The sequence below is a fragment of the Rhizobium sp. 22-785-1 genome (assembly GCF_053521965.1).
The window spans coordinates 270,314-288,247 of record NZ_JBNWDI010000003.1; the positions used below are offsets into that span (position 1 = coordinate 270,314).

Genomic DNA, 17,934 nt, shown 5'->3' on the forward strand with positions numbered 1-17,934 from the left:
TATGCCTTGCAGGTCCAGAAGCAAGTGCTTATCCTTGCACAACATTCAACGATGCACTGAACGGAATTCACTTCATGCCGCCGTTTTTACGGTCCGAACTGCCGGACCTTGCTGCCTTTTCCATCGTAGTGAGGCGTCGCAGCTTCAAGGCGGCAGCGATCGAACTGGGAATCACCGCGTCTGCTCTCAGCCACGCGATCCGCCGGCTGGAAGAGCGTCTTGGCACGAAGCTTCTCAATCGCACCAGCCGAAGCGTCGCTCCCACGCCTGCGGGTCTACGCTTCGCCGCGCGACTGGAGGCGGGTTTCGACGAGATCGGCTCGGCACTCTCCGAGATGGACGACGTGCACGCCGGCGCGTTCGGCGAGCTTCGCCTCAATATTCCCTCAGACGCCAGTCGCCTCCTGTTAAGCCCGGTCCTTCCAAGTTTTCGCAACCTGTTGCCCGACATCCGGTTTACGGTCGTTGTGGAAAATCGACCTGTCGATATGGTGGCCGAAGGGTTCGACGCCGGGATACGATATGGAGACACTGTTCCGGAAGATATGATAGCAGTCGCCCTCACCCAACCCTTGGAGTGGGTGATCGTCGGGGCGCCGACCTATCTCGATAGGCATGGACGACCGAGACGACCCGAGGATCTTCAGCGGCATTCCTGCCTGCGTCTGCTGCTGGGCGACAACTCCGCCTTCCGATGGGAGCTTGGCAATGGAGACGCCATGTTACGGATCGACGTGCCAGGTCACTGCACGATCAGCGATACGCAAACAACGATCGATGCCGCCGCCGACGGTCTGGGTCTTGGCTATGTCTTGAAACGGCGGGCTGAAGCTGAACTGCGAGAGAAACGACTTGAGATCGTCCTGCCTGAATGGTCATCCACGGGGGCGGGCTTTCACATGTACTACGCCAGCCGACGACAAAACCACCCCGCACTGCGTCATCTGATCGAGCTTATCCGAGCGCGGGAAGGACTGCCGCCTTTGGCCCGATGAAGCCCGGCAGAGCGTTTCCCTTTGGGCGCGAAGTGCTCTAAGGCTTGAAATCGATATTGCGGCTCTCGCCCTTTCTTCAGATCATATGGTTCCACATGCGCCAGAAGCTTTTCTTCTCCGAAAGACCGGAGGTCATCTATGCAGTGGGCGATGTCCACGGCTGCCTGGATCTTCTTCACATCCTGCAGGACAAGATACAGGCCGATGCTGCACAGGAGACGGGTGCGAAGTGGATCGTCATGCTCGGCGATTATGTCGATCGCGGACCGAAGTCGTCAGCCGTCCTTGAAGAATTGATCACGACAAAGCCGGACGGCATGCTGCGATTTTGCCTGGCAGGAAACCACGAGGAATCGATGCTGGATTTCATTCGCAATCCACATCGGGATCATCGCTGGCTGGAGTTTGGTGGTATTGAAACCTTGCAATCCTACGGCATTCCCTGGCTACCAGACGATAATCGACAATTACGGGCCGCAGTACAGCAAGCCATTCCGCCCCATCACATCGCATTTGCCGCCAGCCTCCCTTCGCTCATCGCAGTGCCCGGACTGTGCTTCGTCCATGCAGGGCTACTAAACGACGTTCCCATCGAACAGCAGGAGGATAAGAACCTCCTCTGGATCAGGCCAAGTCAGCAGGGAGCGCCGTCGGTACCGAACCCATTTCTGACCGTTCACGGTCACACGCCGGTGCGCAACGTCGCGATGGTTGAAAACCGGGTGAATGTCGATACGGGCGCGTTCATGACGCGACGGCTTTCTGCAGTGAAGATCAAAAGCGACGGGGAGATTACCGTCATGACGTCAGACAGCAGATAAAGAAGAGCCGCCGGCTAAAGATCAACCGGCGGCCAGGCTGTGTATGCCGAATTGCCTCGGCATACCCAAACGACGATTTAATGGTTATCGCGCGGCAGGCCCTTGGTCTGGGCGATGCGCTGATACTTGATGGCGGGCTCGAGAACGGCACCCGTTTCCATCTGGCCGACGATGCCGCGCTGGATTTCCTGCCATGGCGTCTGGTGATCCGGATATTTGTAACCACCATTGGCATTCAGCGCCTCGTAGCGCTTGGCCAGTTCTTCCGGCGAGATCAGGATATCGGCGGTACCGCGACCCACATCGATGCGAACGCGGTCGCCGGTCTGCAGAATGGCAAGACCGCCGCCTGCCGCCGCTTCAGGCGAGGCATTGAGGATAGACGGGCTGCCCGACGTACCGGACTGACGACCGTCACCGATGCAAGGCAGCGAGTTGACACCTTCCTTAAGCAGGTAGTCCGGCGCGCGCATGTTGACGACTTCCGCAGCACCCGGATAGCCGATAGGGCCAGCGCCGCGCATGAAGAGAACTGTCTGCGCATCGATACCCAGCGACGGATCGTCGATGCGGTGGTGGTAATCTTCCGGACCGTCGAACACGACCGCACGGCCTTCGAAAGCCTCCGGATCGTTTGGATTGGAAAGATAGCGCTCACGGAATTCCGGGCTGATCACGCTGGTCTTCATGATGGCGGACGAGAAGAGGTTGCCGCGCAGCACACGGAAGCCTGCCCGCTCCTTCAGCGGACGATCGTAAGGACGGATGACCTTTTCGTCTTCGATGATCGCGCCACGGCAGTTCTCACCGATCGTCTTACCGTTGACGGTCAGGGCGTCTTCCATGATGAGGCCTTGCTCCATAAGCTGGTTGACGACCGCAGGCACGCCGCCGGCATGATAGTAGTCTTCGCCAAGATATTCGCCAGCTGGCTGAAGGTTGACGAGAAGCGGGACTTCTTCGCCGTAGGTCTGCCAGTCATCGACGGTCAGTTCGACGCCGACATGGCGAGCGAGGCCGTTAAGATGGATCGGCGCGTTGGTGGAACCGCCGATAGCCGAGTTGACGCGGATGGCGTTGATGAAGGCATCCTTGGTCATGATGTCGGACGGCTTCAGATCTTCCTTGACCATCTCGACGATGCGAAGACCCGTGAGATAGGAAATTTCCTGGCGGTCGCGATAAGGCGCAGGGATAGCCGCAGAGCCCGGAAGCTGCATGCCGAGCGCTTCGGCCAACGAGTTCATCGTGGTTGCCGTGCCCATCGTGTTGCAATAACCGGTGGACGGCGCGGAGGAGGCAACCAGCTTAACGAAGCCCTGGTAGTCGATCTCGCCCTTCGCCAGAAGTTCGCGAGCCTTCCAGACGATGGTGCCCGAACCGGTGCGTTCGCCACGGAACCAGCCGTTCAGCATCGGGCCGACGGAAAGGGCAATCGACGGAATATTGACGGTGGCCGCCGCCATGAGACAGGCAGGCGTGGTCTTGTCGCAGCCGATCGTCAGAACGACGCCGTCGAGCGGGTAACCATACAGCACTTCCACGAGACCGAGATAGGCAAGGTTACGGTCGAGACCAGCCGTCGGGCGCTTGCCCGTTTCCTGGATTGGATGAACCGGAAACTCGATAGCAATACCGCCGGCTTCCCGGATACCTTCGCGCAGGCGGTTCGCCAGCTCCAGGTGGTGGCGGTTGCAAGGGGAAAGGTCGGAACCCGTCTGCGCAATACCGATGATCGGACGATCTGACTGAAGCTCAGCCTGGCTCAGACCGAAGTTCATGTAACGCTCAAGATAAAGCGCGGTCATGTCGGCATTGGCCGGATTGTCAAACCACGCGCGCGAGCGCAGCTTTGCTTGCGGTGCGGTCAGGTTTTTAGAGTCTGTCATGATAAGGGTCTCCAGCCGGAAGTGGCGAACGGGTAGGTCAATGGGAGTGTGACGAATTCATGCTGAATCGTCGAAAATTGGGCCACCGCCACGTCTCGCGAAAACCGACGCGTCTTGCAAGGCGAACATTGGTCCGATCCTTCCAGTTCGCTCAAAAATCCGCTCACGAGCCGCACGATTTCTCCCGCCTCAATCTTTGTCTTCCCTTGCCTGATGTGCGGCAATTGAAGCATGCGGTCAATGCCGCAATCTGTTCTTTATATTCGTATTACTATTTCCGCAACGGCGGAGTTGTCAAGGAACGACCCGGCCTTACCCGTTCGCTCAAGAAAAAAATATTACTAAATTAAATCGTTGAATCTAATAGCACTTTTTTAGAGTAGCTTTGCTTGAGTTAGCCTAATGCGCGATATTTTGTGAAAAGTGTCTTCCCAAAGATATTACTATATGCTGATATCGCTTCGTCAGCCGACATCATCTCTGGGAGGAATGAAGATGAAAAAAGCACTCGCGGCGGTTACCGTCGCTCTCTCCGTATGCCTCGCTTCCGGCGTATCCGCAAAGTCGCTCACTGTCGGCTTCTCGCAGATTGGCTCCGAATCGGGTTGGCGCGCGGCCGAAACCACCGTTACCAAGCAGCAGGCTGAAAAGCGTGGCATCACTCTGAAATTCGCCGATGCGCAGCAGAAGCAGGAAAACCAGATCAAGGCCGTTCGTGGATTCATCGCTCAGGGCGTTGATGCCATTCTGATCGCACCTGTCGTGGCCACCGGTTGGGATGCTGTTCTGAAGGAAGCCAAGGAAGAAAACATCCCTGTTATTCTTCTCGACCGCCAGATCGAAGCACCAGACAGCCTCTACCTGACCGCTGTGACCTCCGACCAGGTTCACGAAGGCAAGGTTGCGGGCGACTGGCTGGTCAAGGATGTCGGTTCAAAGGACTGCAACGTCGTCGAGCTTCAGGGCACGACCGGCTCTTCGCCTGCCATCAACCGCAAGAAGGGCTTCGAAGAAGCCATCGCTTCGCACAAGAACATCAAGATCACCCGCTCGCAGACCGGCGACTTTACCCGCACCAAGGGCAAGGAAGTCATGGAAAGCTTCATCAAGGCTGAAAACGGCGGCAAGAACATCTGCGCTGTCTACGCCCACAATGACGACATGGCTGTCGGCGCGATCCAGGCCATCAAGGAAGCTGGTCTGAAGCCCGGCACAGACATCAAGGTTGTCTCCATCGACGCCGTTCCGGATATCTTCAAGGCCATGGCTGCCGGTGAAGCCAACGCAACCGTCGAACTGACGCCTGACATGGCTGGTCCTGCTTTCGATGTACTCGATGCTTACCTGAAGGACAAGAAAGAGCCAAAGAAGTGGATCCAGACGGAATCCAAGCTCTATACGGCCTCTGACGATCCGATGAAGGTCTACGAAGCCAAGAAGGGCCTCGGCTACTAAGGCCAATTGGGGTGAACTTCGGCTCACCCCAAAATGCTCTCATGCTTCCGTAACGACGCATTTCGCGCATGTGAGGCCACAGGCCATATCCTCGGATGCCGTCCGACAGAAGCCAGCGATCGGAACGGTGCTTCGGCACCGTTTCCATCCACGCTCTTTCTTCAATGGAATGCTTCAGAATGTCCGAACAACCGTCCCTTCTGGAAGCACGTGCCATCGGTAAGTCCTTCCTCGGCATAACCGCTCTCGACAATGTCGACTTCACCTTGCGTGCGGGCGAAGTCCACGCGCTGCTCGGCGAGAATGGCGCCGGTAAATCCACGCTTATCAAAATCCTGACCGGCGTCTATACACGCGACAAAGGAACAGTGCGCCTCGACGGCGACGAGATTTCCCCGGCCGACGTCGGTGAAGCGCAGGCTCTCGGTATCGGCACCGTCTATCAGGAGGTCAACCTCCTTGAGAATCTGACCGTTGCCGAAAATCTCTTCCTCGGTCGCCAGCCGCGCCGCTTCGGCCTGATCGACAAGCGCACTATGCGCGACGAGGCTCAGAAGCTGCTTGGTCGCTATGGCCTGAATATTGACGTCAATGCGCTGCTCTCCAGCTATTCGGTCGCCATTCGGCAGATCATTGCTATTGCCCGGGCTGTCGATCTCTCCGGCAAGGTTCTTGTTCTCGACGAACCGACGGCCAGTCTCGACAGTCACGAAGTCGAGATGCTGTTCACGGTGCTCAGACAATTGCGCGCCGAAGGGCTCGGCATCGTCATCATCACGCACTTCCTCAACCAGGTTTATGACATTGCAGACCGCGTCACCGTTCTGCGCAATGGCAAGCTCGTGGGAACGCGCACCATTTCGGAGCTGCCAAGAGGTGAGCTCATTTCCATGATGCTCGGGCGCGAATTGCAGAATGTCACGCATAACCGCCAGCCGTCCGATAGCGACGTTGTCGCCAGTCCTCCCGCCATCCGTTTCGAGGGATATGGCAAGCGTGGGAGCGTTGAGCCTTTCAATCTTGATATTCGACCGGGAGAAGTGGTCGGTATTGCAGGCCTTCTCGGTTCTGGTCGCAGTGAGACCGCATTCCTTCTCTTCGGCATCGACAAGCCGGAAAGCGGCACAGCCACTATCGATGGCCAGGAGGTTTCTATCCTGTCGCCGGAAGCGGCAATCGAACAAGGCTTCGGCTTCTGTCCCGAAGAGCGCAAGACGGATGGCATCATCGGTGATTTTTCCGTCGCCGATAATATCGCTCTCGCCTTGCAAGCCCGACAAGGCTGGATGCGGCCCATATCCAAGCGTCAGAAGGCAGCGTTGGCCGACGACTTCATCAAGTCGCTCGACATTCGCCCCGCCGACCGCGAACGTCCAATCAAGTTTCTCTCCGGTGGCAATCAGCAGAAGGCGATCCTTGCTCGCTGGCTGGCAACCGAGCCTCGGCTTCTCATTCTCGATGAACCGACCCGCGGTATCGATATCGGCGCGCATGCCGAAATCCTGAAGATGATTGAGAAGCTTTGCCAGGAAGGCATGTCACTTGTCGTCATCTCTTCGGAGCTGGAAGAACTGGCGGCTGTCGCCCATCGCGTCATCGTCCTGTCGGACCGTCGCCATGTTGAAGAACTCAAGGGATCCGATGTGACTGCAGAAAACATCATGAAGGCGATTGCTACGTCCGCTCGCACGGAGGCCGCGTGATGAAAAGCGTGACATTGAAATTAAAGAGATTGGCGCCGCAGTTCATTGCGCTGTTCATCATTCTTGCGGCGATCACGGTGATCTCACCGGGCTTTCTCAACGTCTCCATGCAGAATGGCCGTCTTTACGGCAGCCTTATCGACATTCTGGTCCGTGCCGCACCTGTAGCGCTACTGACAATCGGCATGACACTCGTCATCGCCACCAAAGGTATCGACCTTTCGATCGGCGCTGTCATCGCGATCTGCGGTGCTGTTGCAGCAACGCTGATCAGCGCCGGGCATTCCATTCCGGTGGTGATTGCAGTTTCGCTGGCTGTTGGTATCGCCTGCGGCATCTGGAACGGTATTCTTGTTGCAGTTCTCGATATCCAGCCCATCATCGCAACCCTCATCCTTATGGTGGCAGGCCGCGGTATTGCACAGTTGATTACCGAAGGGGTCATTCTGACCTTCAACAATGACAGCTTCGCCGCTCTCGGTTCTGGCTCCTTTGCAGGCGTCCCGCTACCCGTCGTCATCTGGGTTGTGAGCGCAGTTCTGATCGGTCTTCTGGTGCGCAAGTCCGCACTCGGCTTCCTGATCGAGGCAACCGGTATCAATCGCCGCGCGGCAGCACTTGCTGGTGTCCGTGCCCGCTTCCTGCTGTTCTTCGTCTACGCAATTTCTGGACTGTGTGCGGCAATCGCCGGCCTGATCGTGACCGCTGACATTCGTGGTGCAGATGCCAACAATGCCGGACTCTGGCTCGAACTCGATGCGATCCTTGCAGTGGTCATCGGCGGCACGTCGCTCAATGGCGGTCGCTTCTCGATCACCGCGTCGCTCATCGGCGCACTGATCATCCAGACGATCAATACCGGTATTCTCGTCTCAGGCTTCCCGCCGGAATTCAACCTGATCATTAAGGCAGGCATCATCATCGTGGTCCTGACGCTTCAATCGCCGGCGCTCGTTACTTTGCTCGGCTTTGCCAAGACACCGAAAAAACAAAGTCCGGTCACGCCGGCGCCGACCGCCAACAAAGGAGAAGCAGCGCGATGATCCACACCCGCAACCTTCCCTTTTTTACCACGCTGGCGATTTTCATCATCGCCTATGCTCTTTGCGTGTCCCAATATCCTGGGATCCTTAGCACACGGGTCATCGGCAATCTTCTGACGGATAATGCATTTCTCGGCATCGCCGCGGTCGGCATGACATTCGTTATCCTGTCGGGAGGCATCGATCTGTCTATCGGCTCTGTCATCGCTTTTTCCAGCGTCTTCGTTGCAGTGCTGGTCAATGGATATGGGGTTCACCCCCTCGTCGCTTTCCTGGCGGTGCTCGTCATATCAACTATTTTCGGCAGTCTGATGGGGGCAATGATCCGCTTTCTGTCCATTCCACCCTTCGTTGTCACCCTGGCAGGCATGTTTCTGGCGCGTGGAGCGGCCTATCTCATCTCAACCGATTCCGTGCCGATCTCGCATCCCGTCATCGATGCCATCCAGGGCTTCTACATTCGTGTTCCGGGCGGAGGTCGGTTGACAGCGCTTGCCATCGTCATGCTCATCGTCTTTGCGGTGGGAATGCTTGTGGCAGCCCGCACCCGCTTTGGCGCCAATGTCTATGCGCTTGGCGGAAATCAGCAATCGGCTGAACTGATGGGCGTCCCGGTGGCGAAGACGACGATCGGCATCTACGCGCTATCGGGCTTTCTCTCCGGTCTCGCAGGCATCGTCTATACGCTCTACACGTCATCCGGTTATTCTCTGGCGACCGTCGGTGTGGAACTGGATGCGATCGCAGCCGTGGTCATCGGTGGCACGCTTTTGACCGGCGGAACAGGTCTTGTCGCCGGCACCTTCATCGGCCTGATGATCCAGGGACTTATTCAAACGTATATCGTGTTCGATGGCACGCTTTCATCCTGGTGGACTAAAATTGTCATCGGAATACTTCTGTTCATATTCATCGTTTTGCAACGCACAATCATCTGGTACTCAAACAGAAGAATGGCGGCGGCTCACCCGGCATAGCAGCAGCGAAGGAGATAGTTTTTGGGGCTTTTGGAAAACACCATATCGGGACGAAAGCGACGCAATAGCCATGCGCATGTCGTGGCGGAGCTCGGCAGCGCCATTGTTTCGGGCCTGATACCGGAGGGTTCCCTTCTTCCCAACGACGCAGAGCTTTCCCTTCGCTTCGGCGTATCGAGAACGGTACTTCGAGAGACGATGAAAACGCTGGCTGCCAAAAGGCTTGTCGAGGCGAAGGCAAAGGTCGGCACACGCGTTCTCGACAAATCGAGCTGGAATTTCTTCGATCCCGATGTTCTGGGTTGGCGCTGCGAAGCGGGGCTGGATCCAGAATTCATCGAGCATCTGGCTGAAATTCGCCTCGCGCTTGAGCCTGCCGCAGCAGCCGCAGCAGCACGGCATGCATCCAGCGAAGACATCGTCGCGCTCTACGCGATCGCCGCGAAATTTGACAATCCCGCCCACACTGCCGAAAGCATCGCCAAGATCGACCTGGAGTTTCATCTGGCGGTCGCCAGCATTTCCGGCAATCCCTTCATGCGCTCGGCAAGCGGCTTGATCGAAGCGGCACTCGCTATCTCCTTCAAACTGTCGTCCCCCGCCTCTGCCCCAGCAACCATCGCAGAGATCGCCGCCAACCATCTTCGCATAGTCCACGCTATCGCTGCACGCGATGAAGCCGCAGCCGTGAAGGCCATGCGCCACGTCATCGAGGTTGGCAAGGACCGGATCAAAAGCGCTGTTCTATAACGCTGGCGAGAACGATGCAGCGACCGTGCTGAAAATCGCAATCCATTTTTCGAAAGAACACGACCGGTTTAGACGAAGAGACAAAGTGTCTTCTCCGGGTCCAATAAGACCCGCGGTTCTTTAATGGAAGTTGCGGCCCTTGATGGTGATGTGGTCTTCATCACTTGTCTGGACTGATCTCGGCGGCAAGCCGCGCCTGTCTCTTGTCGGCGGACTACCGTGATGGAATTCATCGCCACGCCCATGCGGTAGCGGAAACGGCTTGTCCCTCTCTCCCACGCTTCTCAGAATATCGGAAAGATCGGTTATGCGATGGGCGACGATATGGACAACTTCGCCCTCACGTTGGAGCTTGCCGTAAATTCCGACCATGCTCGCCGACAAGACGACGCGACGATACTTCTCGAAGGTCTTGACCCAGACAATCGCATTGGCAATGCCAGTCTCGTCTTCAAGCGTCATGAAGATGACGCCCTTTGCCGAACCGGGGCGTTGACGGATAAGGACGAGGCCCGCGACCTCCAGCCAGCGCCCATCATTGGATTTATAAGCCTCAGAACATGTGATGATCCGCCTTCGGGCAAGGTCCTGGCGCAGAAAGCTCATCGGATGTTCGCGAAGAGTGAGGCCCATATGACCGTAATCCTGCACCACTTCTCCGCCTGCCGTCATAGGCAGCAAGTTTACATCGGGCTCTTGCAACTCCTCGATCAAGGCGTTTTCTCTCGCTGCGGCCGCTGCAAAGAGTGGCAAAGGCTCGTCGCGCAATCCCTTTATGACCCATAGCGCCTCACGGCGTGAAAGTCCGAGAGACGGCAAAAACGCATCAGCCTCGGCAAGACAAACCAGCGCGGCAACCGGCACACCTGCCCGCCTCCAGAGATCATCGATAGACTGGAATGGCTTATCCTGGCGGCAGGCGATGATATCACCGGCATGTTTGTTTGAAAGACCCTTCACCAGCCGCATGCCGAGCCGCACGGCCTCGCGGTCGGGTCCGGTCTCTTCCTCCAGCGTGCAATCCCAGCGGCTGGCATTGATGCAGACAGGTCGGACCACGACACCATGATTACGCGCGTCGCGGACAAGCTGTGCAGGCGCATAGAAGCCCATGGGCTGAGAGTTCAAAAGCGCTGCACAAAAAATATCGGGATGGTGACACTTCATCCACGCCGATGCATAGGCAATCAATGCGAAGGACGCCGCGTGGCTTTCCGGAAAGCCATAGCTGCCGAAACCTTCCAGTTGCTTGAAGATACGCTTAGCGAAGTCTTCGCTGAATTTATTCTTCACCAAGCCCTGAACGAGCTTTTCTTGAAACTCGTTGATCGTCCCTACGTTTTTAAAAGTGGCCATGGCTCTTCGCAAACGGTCCGCGTCATTGGCACTAAAACCGGCGCATTCGATTGCTACACGCATCGCCTGCTCCTGAAAGAGAGGAACACCGAGGGTCTTTTTGAGTACGTTCTCCAGTTCAGGCCGCTCGTAGACCACCTCCTCCTTTCCCTCTCTTCGCCGAAGATAAGGATGCACCATGTCACCCTGGATCGGTCCGGGGCGAACGATTGCGACCTGTATGACTAGATCGTAAAGTCTACGTGGCTTCAGTCTGGGCAGCATCGACATCTGCGCCCGGCTCTCGATTTGAAATGTGCCGATCGTATCAGCCCTGCAGATCATGTCGTAGGTAGGCTCATCGTCGTTCTTGATGCTGGTCAACCCGAACTCTTTCCCCGTACGTTCGGTCAGCATCTCGAAGGCTCTACGCATACAAGAGAGCATGCCAAGCGCGAGACAATCCATCTTCATGAATTTGACGATATCGATATCGTCCTTGTCCCACTCGATTATCCGCCTGTCCTTCATGGCCGCGGGAAGAATGGGAACGAGTTCGTCCAGCCGGTCGTGGGTCAATACGAAGCCGCCCGGATGCTGACTGAAATGGCGAGGCGTGCCGATAAGCTGGCGCGCGAGATCAAAGGCGAGCCTGACGCGCCGATCCTCCAGATTGATGTTCAACTCCTTGGCGTGCTTCTCACCCGTCCCTTCTGTCCACCACCATATCTGCGAGGACATGAGCTTGGTCAGGTCTTCTGGAAGGCCAAGCACCTTTCCCACATCGCGGATTGCACCCTTGCCGCGATAGCAGGTGACGACAGAACAAAGCGCTGCCTTGTCAAACCCATAGTGATCGTAAATCCACTGAATGATCTCCTCTCGCCTCTGGTGCTCGAAATCGACATCGATATCCGGAGGCTCGTCGCGGTCTTCGGAAACGAAGCGCTCGAAAAGAAGGTCGCTTTCCTTTGGATCAATTGCGGTAATGCCGAGAACAAAACACACGGCGGAGTTGGCCGCAGATCCCCGTCCCTGACAGAGGATCTTCATCTCCCGCGCCCGCCGGACGATCTTGTTGACGGTCAGAAAGTAGGCTGCGTATTTCTTTTTGGCGATGACGGCCAATTCATGCCGGAGTGTCTTTGCCACCTTTTCCGGCACACCATCAGGATAGCGCTTCGGCGCCTCCTCCCAAACGAAGTTTTCCAGTGCTTCCTGAGCCGTAATCCCCGGGACTTGTTGCTCGTCCGGATATTGATATTCCAATTCAGCAAGCGAAAATCGGCATTTTTTTACGATCTTTAATGTATTTTCCAGCGCATCCGGATAGGCGGAAAAAAGCCGATACATTTCCTCCGGCGGCTTCAGATAACGATCCGCATGCCGCTCGCGCCGAAAGCCGGCATCGTCGATGGTGCAGTTGTGGCGAATGCAGGTGACGACATCCTGCAACATGCGCCGACCGGGCTCGTGAAACAGAACGTCATTGGTGACGACTGTTGCCACACCGGCGCGTTGCGCCATCTGCGAAAGCTCATGAAGGCGCAGTGCATCATTGGGCCGTCGGCGCAGGCTCATCGCCACATAGGCGCGATCGACAAAATCCGCTTTTATCCTACGCATATGACTGGCGAGGCCTTCACTCGTCTCATCTGGCAGCAGAACCACGATCATCCCTTCGCCGTAGGCGACGAGATCGCTCCATGTAAGCGAGCACTTGCCCGCCTTGCCGTCTCTCTTTCCGAATGTCAGCAGGCGGCATAGCCGACCATAGGCTTCCCTATCGGTTGGATAGACCAACACGGAGACATCCTGCGTGAGATCCAGCCTGCAGCCGACCACGAGCCGAAGCTCAAGCTCTTTAGCGATTTTGTGTGCCCGAGGAATGGCTGCAAGGCTGTTGCGATCGACAATGCCCAGCGCCTCTATGCCGAGTGCCTTGGCCTGCGCAAACAGTTCCTCGCAGGAGCTCGCGCCCCGCAGAAAGGAAAAATGCGACGTCACCTGAAGCTCGGCGTAACGGACACGCGCGCTCATGCGAAAAATCCATGCATGAACCAGTTCTGGGAGCCGGTATCGCTGTGTTCGCCATCACCGGAACGGAATATCCAGAAGCGCTCGCCGCTCTCGTTTTCCACACGGAAATAATCGCGCACCGCCGAAAGTTCACGGTCGCGCTTCCACCATTCCCCGAACACACGTTCCGGCCCATCGGCCCGCTTCACGATGTGGCGCACACCCCGCCATGTAAAATTTCTGGGAGGATGATCGGGCAGAAGCGCCACGGTCTGGATCGGCTCCGGCTTGAACAGCAGTCGCACCGGGCGGGGCCAATACTCCGGCCAGCCAGGCGCGTCTTCCACAGTCTCCGCTGGAATTCTGGCAACGGAACGCTCCGGCACATCGCTTTGAACGGCAGCATAGCGATAAACCCTGTGACCACGGTTGAGGATGATATCGACAGCCTCGCCAATATCCCCTCCAGCATCTTCCAGAAGAATGGAGCGTGTCTGTCCGGCAAGAAGCGTCTCGGCATGGGTTGCCGTCAGTATCATTTTTTCGATACCGAAACCCGGATCGATCGTCTCGATACGATCCGTGAGAAGACGTGACAATTGCTTGATATCACGTGCGGGTCTCGAGGTTCCTGCACGGATGGCCTGTAGACTGCTATCGACACGATGGAAAAGAAGATCGACACGGCGCGCACCTAAGCCGCGCTTCTCCAGATCCAGACAAAGATCAGACACAAGCTGTCTCGTGTATTTGGCGATGGTCTCGGCAGCACCGATGGGTTCGGGAAAGAAGCGCTTTACCGTCACCAGCTCCGCCACGCGGACAGGCTCTATCGGTTCCGAAAGCAGGCCATAGGCCTGATCCAGCCTGCGTCCCACTTCAGGGCCAAACCGCAAGGTAATCGGCGCACGTGGGGCGGCTGCCAGTTCTCCAATCCGGCGAAATCCTAAAACCTTCAATTCATTGACCAGAAGTGCATCCAGCCGTAAGGCGGAAAGTGGCAGCGGGGCAAGAGCCTCTCTCACGCTACCTTCAGGTAAAATGGTGACGGCCTCGCGCCCGAAACGCGCAAGTGCATGAGCCGCGCCCCAGCTTTCGGCAATTGCCGCACGGGCCCTAAACCCGAGCGCATGCAAGCGATTGATCATGCCGGTCAGCATCAGCTTCTCATTGCCATGCAGATGATCGGCACCGGTTGTATCGAGTACCAGCCCATCAGGCGCATCGGGTGCAACGATGGGGGCGTAGATGCGCAGAAACCAGAAGGCCAGATCCTCCAGAGCTTTTGCATCCTCCAGCGGCTTCAGGTCTTCGACGATCAGGCCCGGCAGAATGGCCTGCGCCTTGCTAGCTGGCATTCCCGGACGCAAGCCCGCTTTCATCGCAGCGCTATCGAGAGCAGCCACAAGGCGACGGCTTGCCTGACGGGCGATCATGACGACCGGGGTCTCAACCGGCGGCGCTTCGTTCCCAAGCATTCTGCGGTATCGATCCGTCTGCCATGTCGGCAGGTATAGCGAGACGACCCTCTGCATCACAGGCTTCCACTTCCAGTTCAAAAGGTTCGCCACCCCGGACACGCAACAATTCCAGAAACCAGCGTGACCGCCCTACTCCGCGCACGGGCAACGGTGTGGAGGGGCGCATGGAAATGCGCCATCGGGTGACAGCGGCGGTCGGCTGACCGAAATCGTCCAGACCGCTCACATGGCGCCAGCGGCGAAGCGCAATCGCTGCCACGCCTGAGGCTTCCGCCGTCAGTTGTAACCGCCGTGACATATTCATAGGCAGTTTAGACACTTCCCCGATCACCGCACCAAAGCCGTTGCAGCGAAGCCCCTCCTCGAAACAGTCCAGAACACCTTTTTCGTCACGACATTCGACGATGATCAGCCGGTTATGGGAAAGCCCTGCCTGGGTGAGGGCCGGCATAAAAAGATCAGGCCGTGTCACACACCAGAGAATCTTTCCCTTCAGGCGCGCCGCAATGCCTGCGCAGAAGAGCGCAGAAGCCGCACCGTCCACGGCACCATTTCCCCCACCGCTTATCTCATGTAAGCTGCCAAGCTTCAGGCCTTGACCGGGAAGACGCTCATCGATGGCAGGAATATTGAAAGGCAGAGTCTGCTGCTGTCTGGCAGGACCTTGGGTGATCCTCTCCAGTCTTTCTCGCAATTCCTCCACAACAAGCTGTTCTGCGCGCTTCTGCATGACACGAAACTTCTCAGAGCATTCCACGCTAAAAAACTAATGTTCACTTTTTGTTCTATCATCACAAAAGAGTCAACAGGAGTCCAACAGACTCCTGTTGAGAGATGAGAAGATTCTTCATCCGCCAATGATTGGCCGTACCGGAATACCTGCCAGAAAGGGCGACGCGGGAAGCGGCGCACGGCGCGGCAGGCAGAGTTTTCCAGCCGCGAAGAACAACAAGAAGGAGCCTACCTGATAGGGGAAAATGATGTCGATTTCGACGAAGGATCGGACGACAAAAAGGGCGCATAGGGAAAACAGGATTAGCGCCTGTGGATCTTGGTTGCGCATGAGAATTGAGCGCAGGTGACCCAGCAGTGTTCCATAAAGCAGGATCGCCAGCAGAATAAGACCGACGAAGCCATTCTCCACCACCACCTCGATATATGTATTGTGGAAATGGAAGCCGCTACGACCAGTAATGAAGAAATCGTCCCAGAGGCGTTCGGCATCTGAAAAACCCGGCACCCAGAAACCCTGATAACCGACACCGAAAATCGGCGCGCGCTTTGCAGCCTCAATGCCTTGCTGCCAGAGATAGGTGCGTCCCGTCAACGTGGTGTCCTTGCCAAAAGCGCCGAGAATCGCGTCGAACAGACCGAATTGCAGTGCTGCGACCACAAACAGGCCACCCACACCCACGGCAGCGAAGAAGAGCGTCTTTCGGTTACCGGGAGACAAGACCCAAAATAGCAGAAGACCCGCCATCAGAACGACCACAGCCGCCGTGGTGATGGCCGATGTCGCCGATTGAGATGCAAGCAGGCTGTAGGACGAGATCAGTCCTGCGACGCCCGCAACCGGCCACCACAAGCCTTTTTGGCGAAGGACGAGCGCCGACGCTGCGGCGAAGAGAACGCCCAGCGAAGCATAGAAACCCAACTGGTTCTTGGAAGAAAAGGCCCCAACGAAGCTCGTCGTGCCATCCAGCGCATCAAAAAGATAGGTACCGAAGAGAAGCGAATAGAGCAAAACAATAGTTATGCCGATCAATGCGCCGCGTGTCAGCGTTTGGATAGAAATGACGCGCATGGCAATCAGCGCGCAGACGATATGGGTCATATACTGGATCGAGGCCCGCAGGCTGACCGACATGGCATCCGACCAGAAGCTCGAAATGAGGGCCAGAATTCCGAAGGCAAATATCCAGAAGTAGCGCGCATAATTGCCGAGTACTCTGCGGTAATCCACCACGACCAGTGGCAGCCAGACGGCGTAATAGGCAAGGATCGATATCTGTCCGAATTTCGAGGAATAGGCGAAGACAAAGAACGACAGCGCAACCGCCGCCGTTCCATAAAGCCCACTTCTATCAGGATCGATCAGTGCTGATTTCGCAATCCGCATCGCAGCCTCACTGCATCAGCACTTCCGAGGAAACCTTGATGACGTCGCCCGGCTGGAGAGCCGTGGTTTCGTCGACCTTGATTTCCTTCGACTGTCCATTGTCCTCACGAACGACCACATAGGAAATCGAGGCAGACTTGCCGGACGGATCGAAACGTAAAGCTTCCGCCGACTGCGCGAGGGCCTCCGACATGAGTTCGCGGCTGGTGGAGAGCTGCAGGTTAAGCTTCTGCAATTCGGCCTGCGTGTCTTGCAATTCCTTGGAACGCTGAGCTTCCCAGTCGTTTCGCAGATTGATTTCGTCCTGGATCGCCTTGTTGATGTCCTGCTTGGCGCGCAGCGCATTGGTATCGATATCAAGAAGCGTTGCCTCGACCTCGGCTGCGCGCTCTTCGGCAGAGATGCGGCGTTGAGCAAGCGCAAGACCCTGCTCGTTGAGCCGGTTGACCTTCTCACGGTCTTCATTGGCCAACTGCAACTGACGTTGCTGGCTCTCTGCCTTTTTGCGCAGAGACTCGACTTCGGAATCCAGCAGCTCACGCAGATCCTTCAACGCCTTCAACTGAAGCGTATAGCGCTCTGTGCGAGACTTCATCAGCGCGCTTTCGCTTTCCAAGAGCGCGTCGATATTGATGACCTTCTCCATCTCTGGCGTCTTCTTGATCTGCTGATCACCGCTCACTTCGGCGAGCAAGCGTGCCTGCCGGGCAAGAAGGCGACCACGCTGATCGTCATAGACGGCAGCGTCGCCGCGCGCGTTAATGAAGTCACGCGCAAAACGCTGACCTGCATCCGAGCGGCGCAGTCCCCCTGCAAGGCTGACCGCCTTCAAAACCGTCATATTGGGGGCATAGGGATATTCGCCTGGCGTCTGGACGTCACCCGTCAGGAAAACCGGGCGGAATTGGGCAACTTCAACGGAAGCCGACGGGAGGTTGCGCAGCGCAAATTTGCTTTGAAGCCCCGCACCAATCGCATCTCCAACCTCCCCCGGGGTTTTACCGGCAACGTCCAACTGGCCGATGAAAGGCAGAGAAAGCGTGCCGGACGGCCCAACGGAGTAATCGCCATTGATCACATCCCAGTTGCGGATGGTGCCATCTGCCGGCTGCCATTCGGCCACGCGGATGCGAAGCTTGTCAGCGGTTCCGAGGCGGTATTGTCCATCCTGTGCGAACGCAGCTAACGGAGCGGTTAGCAACAGGGCCGTAGCGAAAGCTAAAGCGGCACCCTTGCGCAATGTTTTAGTGAGGGCTTCGTCGGCAGTGCCAACCATGTAAAACTCCATGTTGATGCCTTGAAAGTGGATGCGCGACCGGCGCTAGTCCGGTCGCAGCCGCAAGGCAT

Annotated in this window: 13 protein-coding genes; 7 read left to right on the top strand and 6 right to left on the bottom strand. The window is 57.0% G+C overall.

The features are described from left to right. Positions 1-74: 74 nt before the first annotated feature. Positions 75-995 (top strand): LysR family transcriptional regulator, encoded by a 921-nt coding sequence (locus ACQZ5M_RS08885; RefSeq protein ID WP_449079510.1) that lies wholly within the window; start codon positions 75-77, stop codon positions 993-995. 95 nt (positions 996-1,090) lie between these two features. After that, positions 1,091-1,816 (top strand): metallophosphoesterase, encoded by a 726-nt coding sequence (locus ACQZ5M_RS08890; protein WP_296106427.1) that lies wholly within the window; start codon positions 1,091-1,093, stop codon positions 1,814-1,816. Positions 1,817-1,893: 77 nt separating this feature from the next. Here the strand turns inward: ACQZ5M_RS08890 and ACQZ5M_RS08895 are convergent, their stop codons facing one another. Beyond that, complete coding sequence (locus ACQZ5M_RS08895; RefSeq protein ID WP_296098264.1) at positions 1,894-3,705, bottom strand: IlvD/Edd family dehydratase; 1,812 nt, start codon at positions 3,703-3,705, stop codon at positions 1,894-1,896. Positions 3,706-4,194: 489 nt separating this feature from the next. Between ACQZ5M_RS08895 and ytfQ the strand changes: the two genes are divergently transcribed. From ytfQ to ACQZ5M_RS08920, 5 genes are all read left to right on the top strand, one after another. Next, positions 4,195-5,160, top strand: a complete 966-nt coding sequence (gene ytfQ, locus ACQZ5M_RS08900) for a galactofuranose ABC transporter, galactofuranose-binding protein YtfQ (protein ID WP_296041242.1) — start codon at positions 4,195-4,197, stop codon at positions 5,158-5,160. A 179-nt stretch (positions 5,161-5,339) separates the two neighbouring features. Further along, the gene (locus ACQZ5M_RS08905; RefSeq protein ID WP_449079511.1) at positions 5,340-6,863 is read left to right on the top strand and encodes a sugar ABC transporter ATP-binding protein; all 1,524 of its coding nucleotides are present in this window, start codon (positions 5,340-5,342) and stop codon (positions 6,861-6,863) included. Further along, entirely contained in the window at positions 6,863-7,906 is a 1,044-nt protein-coding gene (locus ACQZ5M_RS08910) for an ABC transporter permease (protein ID WP_296098261.1), read from the top strand. The genes ACQZ5M_RS08905 and ACQZ5M_RS08910 overlap by 1 nt, the downstream gene beginning before the upstream one ends. After that, positions 7,903-8,883 (top strand): galactofuranose ABC transporter, permease protein YjfF, encoded by a 981-nt coding sequence (yjfF, locus tag ACQZ5M_RS08915; RefSeq protein ID WP_296041251.1) that lies wholly within the window; start codon positions 7,903-7,905, stop codon positions 8,881-8,883. The genes ACQZ5M_RS08910 and yjfF overlap by 4 nt, the downstream gene beginning before the upstream one ends. Before the next feature lie 21 nt (positions 8,884-8,904). After that, the gene (locus ACQZ5M_RS08920; RefSeq protein ID WP_296017336.1) at positions 8,905-9,633 is read left to right on the top strand and encodes a FadR/GntR family transcriptional regulator; all 729 of its coding nucleotides are present in this window, start codon (positions 8,905-8,907) and stop codon (positions 9,631-9,633) included. Positions 9,634-9,753: 120 nt separating this feature from the next. Here ACQZ5M_RS08920 and ACQZ5M_RS08925 read toward each other — a convergent pair whose 3' ends face one another. The 5 genes from ACQZ5M_RS08925 to ACQZ5M_RS08945 form a co-directional block, all read right to left on the bottom strand. After that, positions 9,754-13,008, bottom strand: a complete 3,255-nt coding sequence (locus ACQZ5M_RS08925) for an error-prone DNA polymerase (protein WP_449079512.1) — start codon at positions 13,006-13,008, stop codon at positions 9,754-9,756. Beyond that, positions 13,005-14,522: a DUF6504 family protein gene (locus ACQZ5M_RS08930; protein WP_449079513.1), complete on the bottom strand. Its 1,518-nt coding sequence runs from the start codon at positions 14,520-14,522 to the stop codon at positions 13,005-13,007. The genes ACQZ5M_RS08925 and ACQZ5M_RS08930 overlap by 4 nt, the downstream gene beginning before the upstream one ends. Continuing rightward, positions 14,437-15,198, bottom strand: a complete 762-nt coding sequence (locus ACQZ5M_RS08935; protein WP_296017341.1) for an ImuA family protein — start codon at positions 15,196-15,198, stop codon at positions 14,437-14,439. Before ACQZ5M_RS08935 ends, ACQZ5M_RS08930 begins: the two co-directional genes overlap by 86 nt. 117 nt (positions 15,199-15,315) lie before the next feature. Beyond that, entirely contained in the window at positions 15,316-16,587 is a 1,272-nt protein-coding gene (locus ACQZ5M_RS08940) for an O-antigen ligase family protein (RefSeq protein ID WP_449079514.1), read from the bottom strand. A gap of 7 nt (positions 16,588-16,594) precedes the next feature. Further along, positions 16,595-17,863 (bottom strand): polysaccharide biosynthesis/export family protein, encoded by a 1,269-nt coding sequence (locus ACQZ5M_RS08945; RefSeq protein ID WP_296080244.1) that lies wholly within the window; start codon positions 17,861-17,863, stop codon positions 16,595-16,597. Between the last annotated feature and the right edge of the window lie 71 nt (positions 17,864-17,934).